Annotated in this window: 24 protein-coding genes and 1 pseudogene; 20 read left to right on the top strand and 5 right to left on the bottom strand. The window is 59.9% G+C overall.

Annotation, left to right across the window (positions count from 1 at the left end; translation table 11 throughout):
* Positions 1-157: 157 nt before the first annotated feature.
* From mpl to QMK54_RS27545, 3 genes are read left to right on the top strand one after another with little or no spacing between them, the layout of a single operon-like run.
* On the top strand, positions 158-1,507 hold the full coding sequence (mpl, locus tag QMK54_RS27555) for a UDP-N-acetylmuramate:L-alanyl-gamma-D-glutamyl-meso-diaminopimelate ligase (RefSeq protein WP_110662692.1): 1,350 nt from the start codon (positions 158-160) through the stop codon (positions 1,505-1,507).
* Entirely contained in the window at positions 1,504-2,136 is a 633-nt protein-coding gene (ubiX, locus tag QMK54_RS27550) for a flavin prenyltransferase UbiX (RefSeq protein WP_110662694.1), read from the top strand. The genes mpl and ubiX overlap by 4 nt, the downstream gene beginning before the upstream one ends.
* Positions 2,129-2,413 (top strand): YceK/YidQ family lipoprotein, encoded by a 285-nt coding sequence (locus QMK54_RS27545; RefSeq protein ID WP_320401636.1) that lies wholly within the window; start codon positions 2,129-2,131, stop codon positions 2,411-2,413. Before ubiX ends, QMK54_RS27545 begins: the two co-directional genes overlap by 8 nt.
* A 151-nt stretch (positions 2,414-2,564) precedes the next feature.
* Here the strand turns inward: QMK54_RS27545 and QMK54_RS27540 are convergent, their stop codons facing one another.
* From QMK54_RS27540 to QMK54_RS27530, 3 genes are all read right to left on the bottom strand, one after another.
* On the bottom strand, positions 2,565-3,206 hold the full coding sequence (locus QMK54_RS27540; RefSeq protein ID WP_110658318.1) for an oxidoreductase: 642 nt from the start codon (positions 3,204-3,206) through the stop codon (positions 2,565-2,567).
* Positions 3,207-3,233: 27 nt separating this feature from the next.
* Positions 3,234-4,952, bottom strand: a complete 1,719-nt coding sequence (locus tag QMK54_RS27535) for a C13 family peptidase (protein ID WP_320401635.1) — start codon at positions 4,950-4,952, stop codon at positions 3,234-3,236.
* A 114-nt stretch (positions 4,953-5,066) separates the two neighbouring features.
* On the bottom strand, positions 5,067-5,522 hold the full coding sequence (locus tag QMK54_RS27530; RefSeq protein WP_008001099.1) for a MaoC family dehydratase: 456 nt from the start codon (positions 5,520-5,522) through the stop codon (positions 5,067-5,069).
* Between the two features lie 193 nt (positions 5,523-5,715).
* Between QMK54_RS27530 and QMK54_RS27525 the strand changes: the two genes are divergently transcribed.
* The 6 genes and pseudogenes from QMK54_RS27525 to QMK54_RS27500 all read left to right on the top strand — a co-directional run bounded on the left by QMK54_RS27525 (position 5,716) and on the right by QMK54_RS27500 (position 8,584).
* Positions 5,716-6,078, top strand: a complete 363-nt coding sequence (locus QMK54_RS27525; protein WP_056728878.1) for a CidA/LrgA family protein — start codon at positions 5,716-5,718, stop codon at positions 6,076-6,078.
* The gene (locus tag QMK54_RS27520; RefSeq protein ID WP_110658316.1) at positions 6,075-6,791 is read left to right on the top strand and encodes an LrgB family protein; all 717 of its coding nucleotides are present in this window, start codon (positions 6,075-6,077) and stop codon (positions 6,789-6,791) included. Before QMK54_RS27525 ends, QMK54_RS27520 begins: the two co-directional genes overlap by 4 nt.
* A gap of 10 nt (positions 6,792-6,801) precedes the next feature.
* On the top strand, positions 6,802-7,392 hold the full coding sequence (locus QMK54_RS27515) for an LON peptidase substrate-binding domain-containing protein (protein ID WP_223594697.1): 591 nt from the start codon (positions 6,802-6,804) through the stop codon (positions 7,390-7,392).
* A gap of 221 nt (positions 7,393-7,613) precedes the next feature.
* Positions 7,614-7,982 carry a hypothetical protein gene (locus tag QMK54_RS27510; protein WP_110658315.1) on the top strand — a complete coding sequence of 123 codons (369 nt, stop codon included), beginning with the start codon at positions 7,614-7,616 and terminating at the stop codon, positions 7,980-7,982.
* 122 nt (positions 7,983-8,104) lie between these two features.
* Positions 8,105-8,224 (top strand): annotated as a pseudogene (locus QMK54_RS27505) (ATP-dependent protease); the annotation flags it as partial.
* Between the two features lie 108 nt (positions 8,225-8,332).
* Positions 8,333-8,584, top strand: a complete 252-nt coding sequence (locus QMK54_RS27500) for a hypothetical protein (protein WP_320401634.1) — start codon at positions 8,333-8,335, stop codon at positions 8,582-8,584.
* A 125-nt stretch (positions 8,585-8,709) separates the two neighbouring features.
* Here QMK54_RS27500 and QMK54_RS27495 read toward each other — a convergent pair whose 3' ends face one another.
* On the bottom strand, positions 8,710-10,026 hold the full coding sequence (locus QMK54_RS27495) for a bifunctional DedA family/phosphatase PAP2 family protein (protein WP_110658313.1): 1,317 nt from the start codon (positions 10,024-10,026) through the stop codon (positions 8,710-8,712).
* A 192-nt stretch (positions 10,027-10,218) separates the two neighbouring features.
* Positions 10,219-10,917, bottom strand: a complete 699-nt coding sequence (locus QMK54_RS27490) for a DNA-3-methyladenine glycosylase (RefSeq protein ID WP_110658312.1) — start codon at positions 10,915-10,917, stop codon at positions 10,219-10,221.
* A gap of 189 nt (positions 10,918-11,106) precedes the next feature.
* Here QMK54_RS27490 and QMK54_RS27485 point away from each other — a divergent pair, with 189 nt between their 5' ends.
* The 11 genes from QMK54_RS27485 to lipB all read left to right on the top strand — a co-directional run bounded on the left by QMK54_RS27485 (position 11,107) and on the right by lipB (position 21,548).
* Positions 11,107-12,378 (top strand): glutamate-5-semialdehyde dehydrogenase, encoded by a 1,272-nt coding sequence (locus QMK54_RS27485; RefSeq protein WP_320401633.1) that lies wholly within the window; start codon positions 11,107-11,109, stop codon positions 12,376-12,378.
* A 1-nt stretch (position 12,379) separates the two neighbouring features.
* Positions 12,380-13,069 carry a nicotinate-nucleotide adenylyltransferase gene (gene nadD / locus QMK54_RS27480; protein ID WP_223594693.1) on the top strand — a complete coding sequence of 230 codons (690 nt, stop codon included), beginning with the start codon at positions 12,380-12,382 and terminating at the stop codon, positions 13,067-13,069.
* 72 nt (positions 13,070-13,141) lie between these two features.
* Complete coding sequence (gene rsfS / locus QMK54_RS27475; protein ID WP_110658309.1) at positions 13,142-13,636, top strand: ribosome silencing factor; 495 nt, start codon at positions 13,142-13,144, stop codon at positions 13,634-13,636.
* A 9-nt stretch (positions 13,637-13,645) separates the two neighbouring features.
* Complete coding sequence (rlmH, locus tag QMK54_RS27470) at positions 13,646-14,113, top strand: 23S rRNA (pseudouridine(1915)-N(3))-methyltransferase RlmH (protein ID WP_003185785.1); 468 nt, start codon at positions 13,646-13,648, stop codon at positions 14,111-14,113.
* Between the two features lie 10 nt (positions 14,114-14,123).
* Entirely contained in the window at positions 14,124-16,019 is a 1,896-nt protein-coding gene (mrdA, locus tag QMK54_RS27465) for a penicillin-binding protein 2 (RefSeq protein WP_103396548.1), read from the top strand.
* A gap of 31 nt (positions 16,020-16,050) precedes the next feature.
* A complete protein-coding gene (gene rodA / locus QMK54_RS27460) occupies positions 16,051-17,154 on the top strand; it encodes a rod shape-determining protein RodA (protein ID WP_046041681.1) in 1,104 nt (367 codons plus the stop codon).
* Between the two features lie 17 nt (positions 17,155-17,171).
* Positions 17,172-18,182, top strand: a complete 1,011-nt coding sequence (gene mltB, locus QMK54_RS27455; protein WP_110658307.1) for a lytic murein transglycosylase B — start codon at positions 17,172-17,174, stop codon at positions 18,180-18,182.
* On the top strand, positions 18,182-19,189 hold the full coding sequence (locus tag QMK54_RS27450; protein WP_320401632.1) for a septal ring lytic transglycosylase RlpA family protein: 1,008 nt from the start codon (positions 18,182-18,184) through the stop codon (positions 19,187-19,189). The genes mltB and QMK54_RS27450 overlap by 1 nt, the downstream gene beginning before the upstream one ends.
* Positions 19,190-19,384: 195 nt before the next feature.
* Positions 19,385-20,542, top strand: coding sequence for a D-alanyl-D-alanine carboxypeptidase family protein (locus QMK54_RS27445; protein ID WP_103396545.1), 1,158 nt, complete (start codon positions 19,385-19,387; stop codon positions 20,540-20,542).
* 83 nt (positions 20,543-20,625) lie between these two features.
* Complete coding sequence (locus QMK54_RS27440) at positions 20,626-20,901, top strand: DUF493 domain-containing protein (protein ID WP_223594691.1); 276 nt, start codon at positions 20,626-20,628, stop codon at positions 20,899-20,901.
* The gene (gene lipB, locus QMK54_RS27435) at positions 20,901-21,548 is read left to right on the top strand and encodes a lipoyl(octanoyl) transferase LipB (protein ID WP_110658305.1); all 648 of its coding nucleotides are present in this window, start codon (positions 20,901-20,903) and stop codon (positions 21,546-21,548) included. Before QMK54_RS27440 ends, lipB begins: the two co-directional genes overlap by 1 nt.
* Positions 21,549-21,561 lie beyond the last annotated feature (13 nt).

The raw sequence follows: 21,561 nt of genomic DNA, 5'->3' as shown, positions 1-21,561 counted from the left end.
CGACCTGTAAGGATCCGGCTTGCCGGCGATGGCGGTCTGGAGATTGTCTTCGCCGGCAAGCCGGCTCCTACAGGTTTTGCGCTGAGCGCCATTGAAACACAAGGTGCGATTTTCCCCTCCCTAAGCTAACCTGCGACCAAGTTTTACGAGGTCGACTATGCACATTCATATTCTTGGTATCTGCGGCACTTTCATGGGGTCAATGGCGGTTCTGGCCAAAGAACTGGGCCATCACGTGACGGGCTCCGATGCCAACGTCTATCCGCCGATGAGCACTCAACTGCAAGCCCAGGGCATCGAGCTGACACAAGGCTATGACCCGGCGCAACTCGATCCGGCCCCTGATCTGGTGGTGATCGGCAACGCCATGTCCCGGGGCAACCCGGCGGTGGAATACGTGCTGAACAAAGGCTTGCCGTACGTCTCCGGCCCGCAATGGCTGGCGGATCACGTGCTGCAAGGTCGCTGGGTACTGGCGGTTGCAGGTACGCACGGCAAGACCACCACCAGCAGCATGCTGGCTTGGGTCCTGGAACACGCGGGCATGGCCCCGGGCTTCCTGATCGGCGGCGTGCCGCAAAATTTCTCGGTGTCGGCGCGCCTGGGCGATACGCCGTTCTTCGTCATCGAAGCCGACGAGTACGACAGTGCGTTCTTCGACAAGCGCTCCAAGTTCGTACATTATCGCCCGCGCACGGCAATTCTGAACAATCTCGAATTCGATCACGCGGACATCTTCCCGGACCTGCCGGCCATCGAGCGGCAGTTCCACCATCTGGTGCGGACTATCCCGAGCGAAGGCCTGGTGATTCATCCAACCACTGAGCCGGCCTTGCAGCGCGTCATCGAAATGGGTTGCTGGACTCCGGTGCAAACCACCGGTGCCGGCGGTCAGTGGCAGGTCAAGCTGCTCAGCGAAGATGGCTCCAAGTTCGAAGTGATGTTCGAGGGCATCGCCCAGGGCGTGGTCGAGTGGGACATGACTGGCCAGCACAACGTCGCCAACGCCCTGGCTACCCTGGCAGCCGCACGCCATGTCGGTGTGGTGCCATCCATGGGCATCGCCGCGTTGAGTGCTTTCAAAAGCGTGAAGCGCCGGATGGAAAAAGTCGCGGAAGTCCGTGGCATCACCATTTATGACGACTTCGCTCACCACCCGACCGCCATTGCCACCACGCTGGATGGCCTGCGCAAACGCATTGGCGATGCACCGTTGATCGCAATCATCGAGCCGCGCTCCAACTCCATGAAGCTCGGCGCGCACCGCGATGGATTGCCGGAAAGCGTGGTCGATGCCGATCAGGTGATCTGGTACGCACCCGCCAACCTCGGCTGGGACCTGGCGGGTACTGCGGCGCTGTGCACTGTGCCGTCGATTGTCAGCGATTCCCTTGAGGGCATCATCGAGCGCGTGAAGAGCCAGGCCCAGCCCGGTACTCACGTGGTGATCATGAGCAATGGCGGCTTCGGCGGCCTGCACGGCAAACTGGCCGAGGCGCTCAAATGAACAACGGCCCGGAGCGCATTACCCTGGCGATGACCGGCGCTTCAGGCGCCCAGTACGGTTTGCGCCTGCTCGACTGCCTGGTGCGGGAAGATCGTGAAGTGCACTTCCTGATCTCCAGGGCCGCGCAGTTGGTAATGGCGACCGAAACGGACGTTACGCTGCCGTCCAAACCGCAGATGATGCAGGCCTTTCTCACCGAATACACGGGCGCTGCCGCCGGGCAGATTCGGGTGTACGGCAGGGAAGACTGGATGTCGCCGGTGGCCTCGGGCTCCGGCGCGCCAGCGGCGATGGTGGTGGTGCCGTGCTCCACTGGCACCTTGTCGGCCATCGCTACCGGTGCCTGCAACAACCTGATCGAGCGTGCCGCCGACGTGACGCTCAAAGAGCGTCGCCAGCTGATTCTGGTGCCCCGCGAGGCGCCGTATTCGAGCATTCACCTGGAGCACATGCTCAAGTTGTCGAACATGGGCGTGACCATCCTGCCGGCATCACCGGGCTTTTATCATCAGCCGCAAACCATCGACGACCTGATCGACTTTGTCGTCGCGCGGATTCTCAACCTGCTGAATATTCCTCAGGACATGCTGCCGCGTTGGGGCGAGCATCATCTGACCAGCGATGAATAAGCTGCTGGTGGTGCTGCTGGCGCTGCAATTGGGCGGATGCGCCACGGCGCGCACCCTCGATGCGGCCAAACCGGGCGCTCCGGTGGTGTACTCGGGGACTCGCCTGGATTTGTACGCGATGAACGGTGGGTGCTGTGCGATGGACCGATTCGGCGCCGAAGCGCCGGGCTATCCGGGCATCGATCTGCCGGCGAGTGCGTTGCTCGACACGCTGTTGTTACCGTTGTCGTTGTTGACGGTGATAGGGGTGAGTTTTCAGGCTACGGGTGGGTTGTAAGAGAGCGTTGTGGCGAGGGGGCTTGCCCCCGTTCGGCTGCGAAGCAGTCGTAAATTCTGTGCACGCGGAGCAACAGATAAATCGAGTTGACTGGTTTTGGGGCCGCTTCGCAGCCCAACGGGGGCAAGCCCCCTCGCCACAGGTCCGCGGATTACTTGCCGAGTTTGCGCAACTCATCCGACTCGACAATCCTGACCCCGTCCTGCTCTTCCAGCGCCAGGCGCCACATCGCGCGAGCCAGTTGGCAGGCCTCGATACCATGGTATTTGCCAGGGATCAGCCGAGACAACGGCCCGGCGACTTTCTCGCCCAGTCGCGGTTCGGTGCGTTCGCCCAGCAACAGCGAAGGCCGGCAGATGGTCAGCTGCGGCCAGTCCTGCGCGCGCAAGGCGTGCTCCATCTCGCCTTTGACCCGGTTGTAGAAAATCGACGATCTACGATCGGCTCCCAAGGCACTGATCACGATCAAGTGCCGTGCGCCCATTTCCCGGGCACGTTTGGCGAATGCCACCACCATGTCCAGGTCCACCGCGCGAAACGCCTGTTCGGAGCCTGCCTGCTTGATCGTGGTGCCAAGGCAGCAATAGGCGATATCGACCCGCCCGTTCAGTTGTGGCAGGAACGCCTTCGGGTCACCGACCGGGTTTTCCAAGTGCGGATGCTCGGCCAGTGGACGGCGTGAAGGGGCCAATACCCGGGTAATCGTTGGCTCGTTAAGTAGGCGATCAAGCAGATGTTCACCCGTCAAACCGGTGGCTCCGGCGAGCAGCACATGCTGAGGCGTCAAGTACATAGTGTTTCTCCCTTGATACTGTTCAGCTTAGTTGCTGTTTGCATCCTTGCTTTGCATAGATGCACTTTGCAGTGCTTTTCGTGCCTGTTGTTTACGCAGTAGTTGCCAATGCGAGAGGACGGTTTTCGGTGCCCAGATCTGAGGCTCGGACGCTTCGAAACCATCCGCCAGCTCACGCTCGGCGACAGTGGCCTTGGCCAGTTTGAAGGCCTGCTCCAGATCATCGGTCTGGTTCAGGGCCTGGACGAACAGGGCGTCGCCGAAGTAGGTGAAGTTGGCTTCCTCCGAGCAGCCGAAGGACACCCGGTCGGCCCGCGAGGCCGTCATGATCAGGGTTCGCTCGTCCTTGAGGGCGGGGATGAAGCCGCCGGAGTAGCAAGACGAAATCACGATGACCTTGTCGCGGTTTTTCAGCGGGGCAAGGACAGCGGCCAACTCGTCGGCTGGCAGATCAGCCAGTTCCATGCGCGGCTGGTCCAGCACCAGCTCATGTTCACTGGTGCCATGACTGGTCAGGTAGATGAAGATCAGGTCTTCCGGACCGCTGCGTTCGGCCAGCGTCAGGGCGGCACGTCGCAGGTTTTCCCGGGTAGCCATTGGGCGGTCGGCGAGGTGGTCACGATGGTTCACCAGGCGGATTTGGCCAAAGGCGCCGAAACGGGTGGAGAGCATATTGGCGACGTAGTCCGACTCGCGCAGAAAAACACTTTGCTTGCCATCACCGCCCAGGGTCAACGAATACAGCTCCACCGCCGGGGTCGAGGGCGGAATGTTGCTCAGTGCTGCATCGAGCAGGCGCCCCTGTGCCAACAGGCCGAGCTCCAATGTGTCTGGCAACAATTTGCCCTCGGCGTCGCGCACGCGCTGGCCGTTGATCCAGGTGCCGCTGAGCACGGTGCCGTCGGTCAACACCAACGTGCCGCGCCCCTGGTAACTGTCGTTGTCGAACTGGCCGGTGTAGAAGCTGCCGTCGGCGAGGTTCAGTCGGCCCTGGCCGGAAAAGCGCCAGTCGTTGAACTGGCCGATGTAGTGGCTGCCGTCGGTGCCGATCAGCTCGCCCTTGCCGTTCAGCGAACCTTCCTTGAACTGGCCCAGCCAGACATCGCCGTCCGCGTTTTCGTAGCGGCCTTTGCCGTGCAGTTGGTTGTTCTTGAAGCTGCCGACATAGATGTCGCCTTCGGCGCTGTTGAACGTGCCGTTGCCCTCCAGCTGGCCGTCGACGAAGTGCCCGGTGAACTGATTGCCGTTGCCGTCGCCGCGCTGGCCTTCGCCATTGGGTTTGCCGTGAGCGAACTGGCCCTGATAGGAGCTGCCGTCTTCGAGTTCGAGGCGGCCCAGGCCGGCGTATTGATCAGCCTTGAACTCGCCGCGATAGCTCATGCCGTTTTCTTTGAGTGTTCCTTCGCCGTTGCGCCGGCCAGCCTTGAAGCCACCGCTGTAGCTGCTGGCGTTGGTGGTCAGCGCCCCCTGGCCTTCGAACAGTCCCTGATTGAACTGCCCGCGATAGACTTCGCCATTGCTGCCATGCCACTCGCCCTGGCCCTGCCACTGGCCTTTGTCGAACTCGCCGGCGTACCAGCTGCCGTTCGGGTAGTCGATGCGCCCCTTGCCTTGCAGCAAGCCATTGACCAGATCACCGCGATAGCGTCCGCCGTCCGGCAAGCGGGCGTCGGGGGGCAAAGGCGATTCGCCGTCGCCGCAAGCGGTGAGCATCAGGGTCAAGGCAAGGAGTGCAAGTGGGCGCATAGCGGATTCCGGGCAATTAGGCGAGGGAGTATGCCGCAGCTATGTGTCCTTATATAGGGCGAGGTACCGCGAGAGGTCGCGAAACAGCAGGAGCTGCTTCGCATCCGGGACGGTTTACACGAAGCACAGGGACAGGGGTTCGGCGATGTACGCCGGTTTGTCCGAACCTTCGATTTCCAGGGTGGTGGTGGCCTTGAGCAGCCATTGGCCGGGTTTCTTCTCGATGACTTCGGTCAGGTCGACCTTCAGTCGCACCCGCGAATTGACCTTGACCGGCTGGATGAAGCGCACGCTGTCGAGGCCGTAGTTGACCACCATCTTCAAGCCTTCAGGCATGACGAGGATGTCTTCCATCAGTTTCGGAATCAGCGATAACGAAAGAAAACCGTGAGCGATGGTACTGCCAAATGGCGTTTGCGCGGCCTTGACCGGATCGACGTGGATGAACTGAAAATCCCCTGTGGCTTCGGCGAACAGGTTGATGCGGTCCTGATCGATGGTGAGCCATTCGGAACGTCCAAGTTCCTTGCCGACATAATCTTTGAGCTCTGCAACTGGAACATAGGGCATTGAGACTCTCCTTGGGTTCATCGGTTTTATAGTTTTGGCTTGCGGGGATTCAACCTCCCGGCTTACCACTTTAGATCAACATGGCCAAACGCCCAGGTCAACTGACCATGCTTTTGGCGAATGCCGGTCTATAGCGTGAGCATGCTTATAATGCCCGGCCAATGCGGGTGACGGATTTTGCAGGAGATCTTTTATGTTGTTACGGGGCCTGACTTGGCTGGTGCTGTTCCAATTGCTCGGCACTGCAATCAATCATTTGTTCTTGCCGGTGCTGCCGGGGCCGATTGTGGGGTTGCTACTGCTGCTGGTGTACCTCATCTGCCGCGGGCAGGTTGGCGAGCCGCTGAACCTGGCGGCCAGCAGCCTATTGCGCTACCTGCCACTGTTGCTGGTGCCGCCAGCCGTGGGCGTGATGGTCTATGCCGCTGACATCGCGGCGGATTTCTGGGCGATTGTCGGTGCGCTGGTATTGTCGCTGTTGCTTTCGATGGCCTTCGCCGGGGTGCTGATGCAGCGCATGGTCAAGCGTCACGCTCACTCCGAGGATAACCAATGATCTTCGACTGGCACGGCGCCTGGGCGTCGGTGATTCATCATCCGTTGTTCGGCATAGGCATTACCCTCGGCGCCTATCAACTCGTCCTTGCGGCGTTCGAGAAAACCCGCTGGATCTTTTTGCAGCCGGTGCTGGTCTCCATGATGCTGGTGATCGGCGTGCTGGTGGGCTGCGGCCTGACCTACGCCGAGTACCGCAAGAGCACCGAGATCCTGAGTATCCTGCTCGGTCCGGCCACGGTCGCCCTGGCGGTGCCGCTCTATCTCAACCTGCGACGGATTCGGCAGTTGTTCTGGCCGATATTTACTACGCTGGTGATAGGTGGGGTCGTGGCCACGGGGATGGGCGTGTTGCTGGGCTGGTCATTCGGTGCCGAGCACATGATTCTGATGACCATGGCACCGAAGTCGGTAACTTCGCCGATCGCCATGCTGGTGGCCGAGCAGATCGGCGGGGTCGCGGCACTGGCGGCGGTGTTCGTTCTGATTACTGGCGTGATCGGGGCGATTTTCGGTCCGGCCCTGTTGACCCGCCTCGGCGTGCATAGTCCGGAAGCCCGGGGCATGGCACTGGGCATGACGGCCCATGCGGTTGGCACGTCGGTGGCGTTGCAGGAAAGTGACGAGTGCGGCGCCTTCGCGGCGCTGGCGATGAGCCTGATGGGTGTGGCCACGGCGGTTTTCCTGCCGCTGGCGGTATCGATGGTGGTGTAAGGAAATGTCTATGAGTCTGCCGCTTTTTCCGTTGAACACAGTGCTGTTCCCAGGTTGCATCCTCGATTTGCAGATCTTCGAAGCGCGCTATCTGGACATGATCGGCCGCTGCATGAAACAGGGCGGCGGTTTCGGCGTGGTGTGCATCCTCGACGGCGAAGAAGTCGGGATCGCCCCGGCCGGCTACGCGCTGGTGGGCTGTGAAGCGCTGATTACCGATTTCAAACAGCAGGACAACGGCCTGCTGGGGATTCGGGTTCAGGGTGGGCGGCGTTTCCATGTATTACGAACGGAAGTTCAGCGCGATCAGTTGACCGTCGCCGAGGTCGAGTGGCTGGAAGACGAACCGGAACAGCCACTGCAGGATGAGGACGCCGACCTGGTCGCATTGCTCAAGGCCCTGGCGGAGCACCCGATGGTCGAAGCCTTGAACATGGGTACTGAAGCGACCGGTCAGCAGTCGCTGGCAAATCAGTTGGCGTACCTGCTGCCTTTTGCCGAACTGGACAAGGTCGATCTTTTGCAACTCGATGATCCGCAGCAACGACTGGATGCGATTCAGGCGTTGCTGGATGAGTTGCAGGGCGAGTTGTTTGCTTGATTAGTAATGGCCAGCCGCCGATTACTCGGTTGAGTGTTGTTGTTTAGTTGGTTTTCAGTTTTATGGAGTTGTTTGTTTTTGTAGTGTTCAGCTTGCTGGGTGGGGCTTTGCATTGATTTTTAATAAGTTAGGTGGGTTGTATGTGTTGATTGGTAGAGTTTAGGTGCTTATATTTGCTGCGCCTGCATGAGGCAGGTATTGCATATATAAGGGATTGAATTATGAGATATTTAAGCGGCAATGAACGTACGTTGTGGGACTTTTGCTTTTCCCGGATCATGGTTCGGTATGTTTTCGCAAACGCCCCGCAGGTCGAAGTAGAGTTCGCGGCGGACTCGGCGGTCAATGCGGCGAATGCATTGATCCTGGTGCGACGCTCGGGTTTGAATGGCGGTCGCGACAATTTTGAGCAACGGCTCTGGGATGATTATGCGGGAGAGGCGATGATCAAGTTTTCTGCGGAGGTTCGTTGGAAGTTTGAAGATTATGTCGTCGTCGCTGGCCAGGTTGCAAAACAAGCCGATACGGCCGTTGTGAAGTATCGTGGTGTTGAAGACTCGGATTTACCAAAATTCCCGTTCGGCAACTAAGGCTTGATATGAGTTGTCAAGGCGCGCCGAGGTACACCCGCGAAAAGGTTAGCGTCATAGCCGGCAAACAGCTTGCCAGCAGGTCAGGTGCATCCGTGGCGGTTATTCACGGTCGTCCATACGGCGAACAGTCACTACCCAATCAGGTGATGTACATGCTGTCTTTTGTCGACATGAACAAGAAGCGACTGGATGCGATTCAGGCGTTGCTGGATGAGTTGCAGGGTGAGTTGCTTGCTTAATTATTTTGTTCTAATTTCAAAAATTAGAACGCTTGTAATGGCGCGCTATTTTATTTAAGTTTTCCTTGCGGCCAAGATTTCTGGGTCGACATAACAAGGAGAGTTTTAATGATGAATGTTGATTTTATTGATGTGATTCACACCTCGCAAAGGGAAGAATATTTTTTTATTCAGACCGTAGTTTGGCGTCAAATCGCCGATGAGTTGCTTGTGCGCAATCCAGCTGTTAAGTATGTTGAAGTTCGGGATAAGGTGGACAGTGAGCTCGCTACCGTATTTCAGCAATATTACGGGCGTCTGGATAAATATCTTGAAGAGCGCAGTGCCGAAACTCGTGACAATCTCCCGGATTTAAAATAATCACTGGTTGTCCTGTGTTCGTAGTATGTTTTCTATATTGAAGATAAAGTGCTGCTAGTAAAAATAATCCCGGTCGGTTCGATCGGGATTATTTTTTGGCGATTTGAGTTTGGCGCAAAACTCTTTTAATAGGCATACCGCAACATCGTATGCGGTAAATGCCGCAGTACGAAGAAACCGAACAATGCCAGCAACGCCGGCAACACCAGCCACCAGACCTTGGGTGGCAAGGCGTTGAGCGGTTCCTTGTGTTGGATCAGCCACAGGCTGGCTGCACAGACGCATGCCGCCAGCATCGCGCCGGCCATGACATCGGTCGGCCAATGCGCGCCGAGGTATACCCGCGACAGCGCAATAGCCATCGCTGGCAGGCAGCCCACCAATAGCCAGGTCAGGCGCATCCGCGGCGGCTGTCCGCGGCCCGCCAGTACGGCGAGAGTCAGGAACAGCGCAAAAGAGCCCGACGCATGGCCGCTGGGCATGCTGTAGCTGGTCAGCGGATCGCTCAGCACTTCGGGGCGCACGCGGGCAAAGAACTGTTTGGTCGCGGTGTTCGCCAATGCGGTGAAGAGCAGGGTGCTCCCGGCGAAAATCGCCGGGCGCCATTGACGCATCAGCAACAGCAAGCCGGTCAGTAGCGTGCTGAACAACAGCATGTTGTGGAATTCGCCGATCAGCGTGAAGACTACCGCCACCTCATCGAGCATCGGGCTGCGATGTTCCTGCACCAGAGTCATCAAGCCTTGATCAAGGGCACTCAGGTACGGATAGCCGATGAACAGCCCTGCCAGGAGGAGAAAACTCATGCCGGCGATTATCGATGTGGCCCGGCGATGCTGGCGCAGGCTACTGGTGGCACTCAGCCCGACCATCACGGCAATGCCGCCGGCAACGATTCCTGCCTGGAGCCAGAAACCTTCGGGTAGCGGCAAGCGAATCGCCGCGCCGGTAGCCCAGCCGGGCAACAGGTAGGCCACCGACCATCCTGCACCGGCCAGCAGGCTGACGGCAATGAAGCGTGGGAAGGGCATGTCGCACATGCCAGCGACCATCGGCAGCATCGGCCGCAATGGCCCGATAAAACGCCCGACCAGCAGGCTGGCGATGCCATAGCGCTGGAAGTAGGCCTCGGCCCCGGCAATCCATTCCGGGTGATGACGCAAACCGGGCAAGCGCCGGATATTCTGATGAAAGTGCCGTCCAAGGAAATACGAAACCACGTCGCCCAATACGCCAGCGAGGAAACCCAGCAGCAAGGTTTCACTAAGCGGCAACGCACCGCTGCCGGCCAATACCGCAACGGTAAACAGCAAAACCGTGCCGGGGACGATCAGCCCGGCAATCGCGAGGCATTCCACAAAGGCCACCAGAAATATTGCCGCCGCGAGCCATTGCGGATTGACCGTCAACCAACCGGTCACGCTATCGAGCCATTGGCCCATATAAACCACTCCATCAAATGTTCAATTGCTTCCAGGGATTAATGCAACTTTGAATGCGCCACTGCCCCCTGTGGGAGCGGGCTTGCCCGCGAACAGGCTCTTTCAGTCGATATCGACGTCGACTGATACTCCGCCTTCGCGGGCAAGCCCGCTCCCACAGGGAAATGCTGTTTGCTCAAGTCTGAGTCAATTTCAGGACAGCACAAAATAATCGCGACCTTCGACTTGCCCGCGACGCAGCGGATTGCGCGTGCAGTAAGCAGCGTAGGCGCCGTCGACGAAGCGGTACATCAGATGTTCATCGCGCCCGTGGGGGATGCCCAGGCGGGTAGTCTGGATGATGTGCGCGGGTGTCTGGCCGACGTGCTCCACCAACAGAGCTTCATGATCGAAGCGTTTGGCGTCCCACACCGGCACTTTCAGGCCCAGCGCCTTGCACAGCAGGGTTTGCCCGGCGCAGAGTTTTTGTGACGGGCGAGGGTGGCCCTGGGCATCGGGATTGTTCAAAAGCATCTGTGCCAGGCTGGCCGGCCCGCTCAATTCATCGATCCACGGGTACGCAGACTTGATCAGTACGGCGTTACCGGGCCCTTGGGCGCTGAAATTAAGGGAGTCGCCACCGCGGGCGTAATACATATAGATGTGGCCGCCATCCAGAAACAAAGCCTTACGTTTTTCTGTGTAGCCGAGGGACGCGTGGCTGCCTTTTTCCGCGCAGTAATAGGCTTCGGTCTCGATGATCCGCGCACTCAGCCACAGGTCGCCAACTCGATGGCGGATGACTTTGCCGAGTAAATCCCGGGCCAGAATTTGCGCGTCACGGTCGAAAAAACCGTCCGGGAGGCCCGTGGGCAGGCTCGTAGCGGACGCTCGAACAGTCAGATTGGACATGATGATCGGCGTTTATCAGGGCTGAATAAGCCGTGATGATAACAATTTGCAGCTTAATCCCGGCTGAACATCAGCAAATACCCCTCCATTTCGACCATCCGCCCGTCACCGCTGTTAGTCCCGGGACGCGACAGCTATAATCTGCCGCTTTACTCTTTACCAAGACCTTAGCAAAGACCACTCCAGACCATGACTGAGTCCGTTCTTGACTACATGACCCGCCTGGGTCGCGCTGCCCGCGAAGCTTCCCGCGTCATCGGCCGTGCCAGCACCGCGCAGAAAAACCGCGCCCTGCAGGCCGCCGCCAATGCGCTTGACGCTGCCCGCGCCGAGCTGACGGCGGCCAATGAGCTGGACTTGGCCGCAGGTCGCGCCAATGGTCTTGAGCCTGCCCTGCTTGAGCGCCTGGCACTGACTCCGGCGCGTATCGACGGCATGATCGTCGGTCTGCGTCAGGTGGCGGCCTTGCCGGACCCGGTCGGCGCGATCCGTGACATGAGTTTCCGTCCGTCGGGTATTCAGGTCGGCAAGATGCGCGTGCCGCTGGGCGTGATCGGAATCATCTACGAGTCGCGGCCGAACGTGACCATTGATGCCGCGAGCCTGTGCCTGAAGTCCGGTAACGCGACCATCCTGCGTGGCGGTTCCGAGGCTATTCACTCCAATCGTGCCATCGCCGCCTGCATCCAGCGCGGCCTGGCCGAGGCCGATCTGCCGGCCGCCGTGGTGCAAGTGGTTGAAACCACCGATCGCGCGGCCGTCGGCGCGCTGATCACCATGCCTGAATATGTCGATGTCATCGTGCCGCGCGGCGGCCGTGGCCTGATCGAACGCGTCAGTCGTGATGCCCGGGTACCGGTGATCAAGCACCTGGACGGCATTTGCCACGTTTACGTGAGTGAACACGCCGAGCTGGCCAAGGCCCAGCGCATTGCCTTCAACGCCAAGACTTACCGTTATGGCATCTGCGGTGCCATGGAAACGCTGCTGGTGGATCACACCGTTGCCAAAGATTTCCTGCCAGCGATGGCGGCACAGTTCCGCGAAAAAGGCGTCGAACTGCGCGGTTGCGAGCGTACCCGGGCAATCATCGATGCCGTGGTCGCCACTGAAGAAGACTGGAGCACCGAATACCTGGCGCCAATCCTGTCGATCCGCGTGGTCGACGGGCTGGAGCAAGCCATCGAGCACATCAATCACTACGGTTCCCATCACACCGATTCGATTGTCAGCGAACACCAGGGCGACACCCGGCGTTTCGTGGCTGAAGTCGACTCCTCGTCGGTGATGATCAATACCCCGACATGCTTCGCCGATGGCTTCGAATACGGATTGGGTGCCGAGATCGGCATTTCTACTGATAAGCTGCACGCCCGCGGCCCGGTGGGTCTCGAAGGACTGACCTGCGAGAAGTACATCGTGGTCGGTGACGGGCAGTTGCGCGGACAGGAGCCGGCCTGACTTGGGCGACTTCAACCCGTCAGCCCCGGTCACCGTCAGCGAGCCAGCCCCTCGCCGGATTGGCGTGCTGGGCGGAACGTTCGACCCGGTGCACATCGGCCATTTGCGCGGTGCGCTGGAGGTCGCTGAAACATTGGCGCTCGATGAGCTGCGACTGACACCCAGTGCCAGGCCGCCTCATCGGGACAAGCCGCAGGTGTCGGCAAAAGACCGTCTGGCGATGGTCGAGTGCGCGGTGGCCGGTGTGGCGCCGTTGGTGGTGGACGCCCGCGAATTGCAGCGGGACAAACCGTCCTACACCATTGATACCCTGGAACTGATGCGCGCCGAACTGGCCGTATCCGACCAGGTTTTTCTGCTTTTGGGCTGGGACGCTTTTTGCGGCCTGCCCACTTGGCACCGCTGGGAAGAGTTGCTCCAGCATTGCCATATCCTGGTGTTGCAACGCCCGGATGCCGACAGCGAACCGCCGGATGCCTTGCGCAACCTGCTGGCAGCGCGCTCGGTGAGCGACCCGCTGGCCCTCAAAGGGCCGAGCGGACAGATTGCATTCGTCTGGCAGACACCGCTCGCGGTATCCGCCACCCAGATCCGTCAACTGCTGGCCAGCGGTAAGTCGGTACGTTTCCTGGTGCCCGACGCGGTCCTGGCCTACATCGATGCGCACGGTCTCTACCGTGCGTCGAACTGAATAGGAGTGCTTCAAGGCACGTGGCAACAACGTGTATCGAAGCCCCGAACATACGAGCAAAACGAGTTTTATATGACGAGCAACAACGAAACCAAAGTAAAACGCAAAGGCACGTTCAAGAGCGCTCCGCTGCCTGAGAAAGTCCTCGCTGCCGAGCCGCCTAAAGGCGACGAGCTGGTCAAGATCGCCGTAGCCGCCCTGGAAGACGTCAAGGCCCAGGACGTGCTGGTGATCGATGTTCGCGACAAGCAGAGCATCACTGACTACATGATCATCGCCACCGGTACCTCCAACCGCCAGATCGGCGCGATGCTGGACAAGGTCCGCGAAGCGGTCAAAGCCCTGGGCATCAAGCCACTGGGTGAAGAAGGCAAGGGCGATAGCGACTGGGTGCTGCTGGACATGGACGACGTGATCGTCCACATGATGACCTCCAACGCCCGTCAGTTCTACGACCTGGAGCGCCTGTGGAAAGGTGCCGAGCAGAGCCGTGCGGCCGATGGCAAGCACCACAGCCCTGAAGTTGGTCACGAGCACTTCAACAAGCTCAACAAAGACCAGGAATAAGGGACCGCTGTGCGACTGCGACTGATCGCCGTCGGTTCACGCATGCCCAAATGGGTGGAAGAAGGCTGGCATGAATATGCCAAGCGTCTTCCGTCCGAGCTGGCGCTGGAACTGGTGGAAATACCGCTCAATACCCGTGGCAAGAACGCCGACGTGGCCCGCTTCATCCGTCAGGAAGGCGAAGCCATGCTGGCAAAGGTCGGGCCGAATGAGCGGATTGTCACTCTCGAAGTCCATGGCAAGCCCTGGAGCACCGAGCAACTGGCGGTCGAGCTCGATCGCTGGCGGCTGGACTCGCGTACGGTCAACTTCATGGTCGGCGGCCCCGAAGGGCTGGCGCCGGAAGTCTGTGCCCGGGCTGACCAGCGCTGGTCGTTGTCGCCGCTGACCTTGCCGCACCCGCTGGTGCGGATTCTGATCGGCGAACAGTTGTACCGTGCCTGGACCGTGTTGTCCGGTCACCCATACCACAAGTAGCTCTGCCCTCATGTCCCAACCGATCCGCATCAAGGACCACGAAAAAGACGCCCGTCTGGTGCGTGGCCGCGTCGTGTTCGGGGCTATTGCAGTGGTGGCGCTGATTGGCGTGCTGATCGCGCGCCTGTATTTCCTGCAGGTAATCCAGTACGAGTATCACTCGACCCTGTCGGAAAACAACCGTGTCCATGTGCAGCCGATTCCACCGACCCGTGGCCTGATTTTCGACCGCAACGGCGTGGTGATTGCCGATAACCGGCCCAGCTTCAGTCTGAGCATGACCCGCGAACGCTCTGGCGATTGGCAGCAAGTGCTCGATGTGATCGTCGAAGTCCTGGAGCTGACGCCCGAGGACCGGGTGATCTTCGAAAAACGCATGCGTCAGGGGCGTCGGCCGTTCGAGCCGGTGCCGATCCTGTTCGAGCTGACTGAAGAGCAGATCGCCCGCATCGCCGTGAACCAGTTCCGCCTGCCGGGCGTGGAAGTGGTCGCGCAACTGGTTCGTCACTATCCCCAGGGCGCGCATTTTGCGCACTCGGTGGGCTACATGGGGCGGATCAACGAGAAAGAGCTGAAGTCTCTGGACCCGGTCAGTTATAGCGGCACCCATCAGATCGGCAAAACCGGCATCGAGCGTTTCTATGAGCCGGAGCTGCATGGCCAGGTGGGTTACGAGGAGGTCGAGACCAACGCTCGGGGCCGTGTATTGCGGGTGCTCAAACGCACCGAACCGGTTTCCGGCAAAGACATTGTCCTGAGCCTCGACATCAAATTGCAGGAAGCCGCCGAAGCCGCGCTCGGCGGTCGTCGTGGCGCGGTGGTGGCCCTGAACCCGAAAACCGGCGAGGTGCTGGCGATGGTCAGTCAGCCGAGCTTCGATCCGAACCTGTTCGTCACCGGCATCAGCTCCAAGGCCTATTCCGAGCTGCGCGACTCCATCGACCGGCCGCTGTTCAACCGCGTGCTGCGCGGTCTGTACCCGCCGGGCTCGACCATCAAGCCTGCCGTGGCGATTGCCGGCCTCGATTCGGGCGTGGTGACGGCCTCGACCCGGGTGTTCGACCCGGGCTACTACATGTTGCCCAACTACGATCACAAATACCGCAACTGGAACCGCACCGGCGATGGTTTTGTCGACCTCGACACGGCGATCATGCGTTCCAACGACACCTACTTCTATGACCTTGCCCACAAGCTGGGGATCGATCGGTTGTCGTCGTACCTGTCCAAGTTCGGTATCGGTCAGAAGGTTTCCCTGGACATGTTCGAGGAGTCGCCGGGTCTGATGCCGACTCGCGAATGGAAGCGAGCGACCCGCCGCCAGGCATGGTTCCCGGGCGAAACGCTGATTCTCGGGATCGGTCAGGGCTACATGCAGTCGACCCCCCTGCAGCTGGCCCAGGCCACGGCGCTGGTGGCCAACAAAGGCATCTGGAATCGTCCGCACCTGGCCAAGACCATCGAAGGCGAGAAGCCGGTGGATCAGAACCCGATGCCGGACATCATCCTGCGTGATCCATCTGACTGGACCAAGGTCAACCACGGCATGCAGCAGGTGATGCACGGCGCCCGCGGTACGGCACGCAAGGCTGCGATCGGTGCGCAGTACCGCATCGCCGGCAAGAGTGGTACGGCCCAGGTGGTCGCGATCAAGCAGGGCGAGAAGTACGACCGCTCCAAGGTTCAGGAGCGCCATCGCGACCACGCCTTGTTCGTGGGCTTCGCCCCGGCTGACGATCCGCAGATCGTGGTGTCGGTGATGGTCGAGAACGGTGAGTCCGGCTCCGGCGTCGCCGCGCCAGTGGTGCGTCAAATCATGGACGCCTGGTTGCTCGACCAGAACGGCCACCTGAAAGCCGAATACGCCAGCCCTACTAGCGCGGAGGCCACGGCCCGTGATGAATAATTTTGATCGCATGCTCTCCAGTGAGGATGTGATGCGTCGTCGCGCGACGCTGCTGCAACGCATGCACATCGATGGCGTGCTGCTGATTTTGCTGTTGACCCTGGCCGCCGGCAGCCTGTTCGTGCTGTATTCGGCCAGTGGCAAGAGCTGGGACCTGCTGGCCAAGCAGGCCACTTCGTTCGGCATCGGTCTGGTTTCGATGATCGTCATCGCTCAGTTCGAGCCACGCTTCATGGCGCGTTGGGTGCCGGTCGGGTATGTGATCGGTGTGCTGTTGCTGGTGGTGGTGGATGTCATGGGCCACAACGCCATGGGTGCCACGCGCTGGATCAATATCCCCGGTGTCGTGCGCTTCCAGCCCTCGGAGTTCATGAAAATCCTGATGCCGGCAACCATCGCCTGGTATCTGTCCAAGCGCACATTGCCGCCGCAACTCAAGCATGTGGGCATCAGCTTGATGCTGATCGGCGTGCCATTCATTCTGATTGTGCGGCAACCGGACCTCGGCACTTCGCTGCTGATCCTGGCCGGCGGCGCTTTCGTGCTGTTCATGGGGGGGCTGCGCTGGCGCTGGATCCTCAGCGTGCTGGCCGCCGCCGTGCCCGTGGCGATTGCCATGTGGTTCTTCATCATGCACGACTACCAGAAGCAGCGAATCCTGACGTTCCTTGACCCGGAAAGTGATCCGCTCGGTACAGGCTGGAACATCATCCAGTCCAAGGCTGCCATCGGCTCAGGTGGTGTGTTCGGCAAGGGTTGGTTGCTGGGCACCCAGTCGCACCTGGACTTCCTGCCGGAAAGTCATACCGACTTCATCATTGCCGTATTGGGTGAAGAGTTCGGCCTGGTGGGGATCTGCGCGCTGTTGCTGATCTACCTGCTGTTGATCGGCCGTGGCCTGGTGATTACCGCCCAGGCGCAGACATTGTTCGGCAAGTTGCTCGCGGGCAGCTTGACCATGACGTTTTTTGTTTATGTTTTCGTCAACATCGGTATGGTCAGTGGCCTGTTGCCGGTGGTGGGGGTGCCGTTGCCGTTCATTAGCTACGGAGGAACTTCGCTGGTGACGCTGCTGTCAGCGTTTGGGGTTTTGATGTCGATCCATACCCATCGCAAGTGGATCGCGCAGGTTTGAATAAGGTGAAATTTTCAATGCAAGTAATGCGTGGCTGGGCGACTCGATTTGCGCCATGGGTCGGCCTGGTAAGCATCCTTGGCACCGTGCAGGAAGCGTTGGCCGGCGACTACGAGGGCTCGCCCCAGGTGGCCGAATTCGTTGGTGAAATGACCCGCGACTACGGTTTCGCCGGTGAACAGTTGATGGGCGTGTTCCGCGAAGCCGAGCGCAAGCAGTCGATTCTGGACGCCATCTCGAAACCCGCCGAACGGGTCAAGCAGTGGAGCGAATATCGCCCGATGTTCATCACCGATGCGCGCATAGCCCGGGGTGTGGATTTCTGGCGTCAGCACGAAGCGGTGTTGGCCCGCGCCGAGCAGGAATACGGTGTGCCGGCCCAGGTGATTGTCTCGATCATCGGCGTTGAAACCTTTTTCGGCCGCAATACCGGAAATTTCCGGGTGATCGATGCCTTGTCGACCCTGGGTTTCGACTATCCTCCCCGAGCCGAGTTTTTCCGCAAGGAATTGCGTGAGTTCCTGCTGCTGGCCCGCGAAGAACAGGTCGATCCGTTGACGCTCAAAGGCTCCTACGCCGGCGCAATGGGCTTGCCGCAATTCATGCCGAGCAGTTTCCGCGCCTATGCGGTGGATTTCGACGGTGATGGCCATATCAACATCTGGACCAACCCGGACGACGCCATTGGCAGTGTTGCCAGTTACTTCAAGCGTCATGGCTGGGTCGCCGGCGAACCGGTGGTCAGCCGCGCCGATGTCCGTGGCGATCAGGTCGACGAGGGTCTGACCACAGGAATCGAACCGACGAAAACCGTCGGGGAGTTGCGAGCCCTGGGGTGGTCAAGTCATGATGCGCTGCGCGATGATATGCCGGTTACTGCTTTCCGCCTGGAAGGCGACAATGGCCCCGAGTACTGGATGGGCCTGAAGAATTTTTACGCGATCACGCGTTATAACCGCAGCGTGATGTACGCAATGGCCGTACATCAACTGTCTGAACAACTGGTCCAAGCACGGGGCGTCAAGTAATGCGGGCATTGCCTATCAATAAACCCCTGAAGCTGATGGCATTCGCCGCGCTGGCAATGCTGGTCACCAGTTGTTCGACCAGCCGCGCGCCGGCCCAGAAGACCACTACCGCCGTACGCTCGACGCCGGGGCTGGACATCAACCGTGCCCACAAGGATGGCGCACCTTGGTGGGATGTCGATGTTTCGCGCATCCCGGACGCCACGCCGACCCTGCACACCGGCCCGTACAAGGCCAGTCCGTACTCGGTATTGGGCAAGACCTATTTCCCGCTGCAAGAATCCAAGACCTACGTGCAGTCGGGCACGGCGTCCTGGTACGGCACCAAGTTCCACGGCCAGAACACGGCCAACGGCGAGGTGTATGACCTGTACGGCATGAGTGCCGCACACAAGACATTACCGCTGCCGAGTTACGTCCGGGTGACCAACCTGGACAACAACAAGAGCGTGATCCTGCGAGTCAACGACCGCGGGCCGTTCTATTCGGACCGGATTATCGACTTGTCCTACGCCGCCGCCAAGAAACTCGGTTATGCCGAAATCGGCACCGCGCGGGTCAAGGTCGAAGGCATCGATCCCCAGGCATATTGGGCGGCTAAAGGCCGTCCGGCGCCTTTGATGCTCAACGAGCCGCAAGTCGCGCAGAATAGCGCCCCGGTGATCACGGCTTCGGCCGGCACCGTCGAGCAATGGACTCCGCCGCCGCAGCAACACGCTGCCGCGGTAGTGCCAGTGCAGCTCGATGCAAAAAAAAACGCTTCTGTACCAGCCTCTGGCCAGTATCTGCAGGTGGGCGCGTTCGCCAACCCGGACGCTGCAGAACTCCTGAGATCGAAGCTCAGCGGGATGGTGAGCGCTCCGGTGTTCATCAGCTCGATCGTGCGCAATCAGCAGACCCTGCATCGGGTTCGCCTGGGCCCGATCGGATCGCCGGGTGAGATCCAGCAGGTGCAGAACAGCGTGCGCCTGGCCAATCTCGGTTCGCCGAGTGTTGTGACCGAGTAAGCCACGAAGTAATACGTAGAGCTTGATTGACGGTTCGTCTGCGGTATTGGGGGGCGAACCAGGTTGTTGACTCGTTGAAGAACAAAAGCCCGGCAAGGGTGACTGAGTGAACAGCTGAACACGCGATGACTCGTTAGAAAGTCATTTGATTAGTTTTGCCTTCGGGCAGTTTCCATTAGCGATTTCGAGAGACGGATGAACATCACCACCTTTGCCAAACGCCTGTTCCTGCTAGTCCCGCTGCTTCTCTCACCTGCCGCCTTCGCGGTCGAGATGATGCCGTCGCCACCGCAACTGGCCGCCAAGGCCTACGTGCTCATGGACGCCAGCAGCGGCAACGTGCTGGTCGAAAACAATGGTGACCAGCGTCTGCCACCGGCCAGCCTGACCAAGCTGATGACCGCGTACATCGCGACCCTGGAAATCCGTCGTGGCCAGATCGGCGAAAACGATCCGGTGACCGTCAGCGAGAACGCCTGGCGTACCGGCGGTTCGCGGATGTTCATCAAGGTCGGCTCGCAGGTGACTGTCAGCGACCTGCTGCACGGCATCATCATCCAGTCGGGCAACGACGCCAGTGTTGCGCTCTCCGAGCACATCGCCGGCAGCGAAGACGCATTCGCCGACATGATGAACAAAACCGTCGGCGACCTGGGCATGACCAATAGCCACTTCATGAACCCGACCGGTCTGCCGAACCCCGAGCACTATTCGTCGGCTCACGACATGGCCGTGCTGGCTCGCGCGATCATCCACGAAGACCCGGCTCACTACGCGATCTACTCGCAGAAAGAGTTCTTCTGGAACGGCATCAAGCAACCTAACCGCAACCTGCTGCTGTGGCGCGACAAGACCGTCGACGGTCTGAAAACCGGTCACACCGACGAAGCGGGCTACTGCATGGTGTCCTCGGCTGTACGTGATGGCATGCGCCTGATCGCCGTGGTATTCGGTACCAACAGCGAAGTGGCTCGCGCCGCCGAGACCCAGAAGCTGCTGACCTACGGTTTCCGCTTCTTCGAAACCCAGACCTTCTATCAGAAAGGCGCCGAGCTGGCTCAGGCTCCTGTCTGGAAAGGCGCCACCAACCAGGTCAAGGCCGGCCTGGCTGAAGACCTGACCATGACCCTGCCGAAAGGCCAGCTGAAAAAGCTCGCTGCCAGCATGACCATGAACCCGCAACTGGTTGCGCCAATCGCCAAGGGCGACGTGATCGGCAAGGTCGAAGTCAAACTGGACGACAAGGTGGTGCACAGCGCCGACCTGATCGCTCTGGACGGCGTCGAAGAGGGTGGTATCTTCCGTCGCATGTGGGATAGCATCCGTCTATTCTTCTACGGCTTGTTCAACTGATAGTGTGCTCCTGCAAGGCCCCGTGCTGATCCGGCGTGGGGCTTTGCCGTCGCCACGGCTTACGCTTACGAGGCCGTTACGCCATGACCGATACCGAAGTAAAGGCGCCAAAGATCGAGTTCCCTGCCAATGATTACCCGGTTAAGGTGATCAGCGACACCGGTGTGGGCAACAAGGACAGGATCATCGACATCGTCCGCAAGCACGCCAAGATCAACGATGAGCGTGTTGACGAGCGCCAGAGCAGCAACGGCAAATACACCACCATTCAGTTGCACATCGTCGCGACCGACCAGGATCAGCTGTACAACATCAACAGCGAACTGCGGGCTACCGGTTTCGTGCACATGGTGCTGTGATGTCCGGCACGCTGGGCTTTCGCGAGCTCGGCCAGATGGCTTATGAGCCGGTCTGGCATGCCATGCAACGCTTCACCAACGAACGCGGCAGCGATGCTCCCGACGAGATCTGGCTGGTCGAACACCCGCCGGTCTTCACCCAGGGGCAGGCTGGCAAGGCCGAACACTTGTTGTTGCCGGGCGATATTCCGGTGGTGCAGGTCGATCGCGGTGGTCAGGTGACTTACCACGGCCCAGGCCAACTGGTGGCCTACCTGCTGCTGGACGTGCGCAAGCTCGGTTTTGGCGTGCGCGATCTGGTCACCCGGATGGAGCAGTGCCTGATCGAGCTGTTGGCCAGTTACGGCGTGATCGCCGCAGCCAAGCCCGATGCACCGGGTGTCTATGTCGACGGGGCGAAAATCGCCTCCCTGGGTCTACGGATCCGCCATGGTTGTTCCTTTCATGGCCTGGCCTTGAACGTGGACATGAACCTGGAACCGTTTCGACGGATTAATCCCTGCGGTTACGCCGGGCTGGCGATGACCCAGCTGAGCGATCACGCAGGATCGATTGAATTTGCCGAGGTAAGTGCCCGGCTGCGCGCGCAGCTCGTCAAACACCTCGACTATGCTGAGCAGACGACCCTGACGGGCGGAATCGACTGATATGACTACTGAT

Origin of the sequence: Pseudomonas sp. P5_109, assembly GCF_034009455.1 — a bacterium.
Taxonomy (GTDB): Bacteria; Pseudomonadota; Gammaproteobacteria; order Pseudomonadales; family Pseudomonadaceae; genus Aquipseudomonas.
Note: the sequence above shows the minus strand (reverse complement) of the source record. Positions and strands in the feature narration are given on the sequence as shown.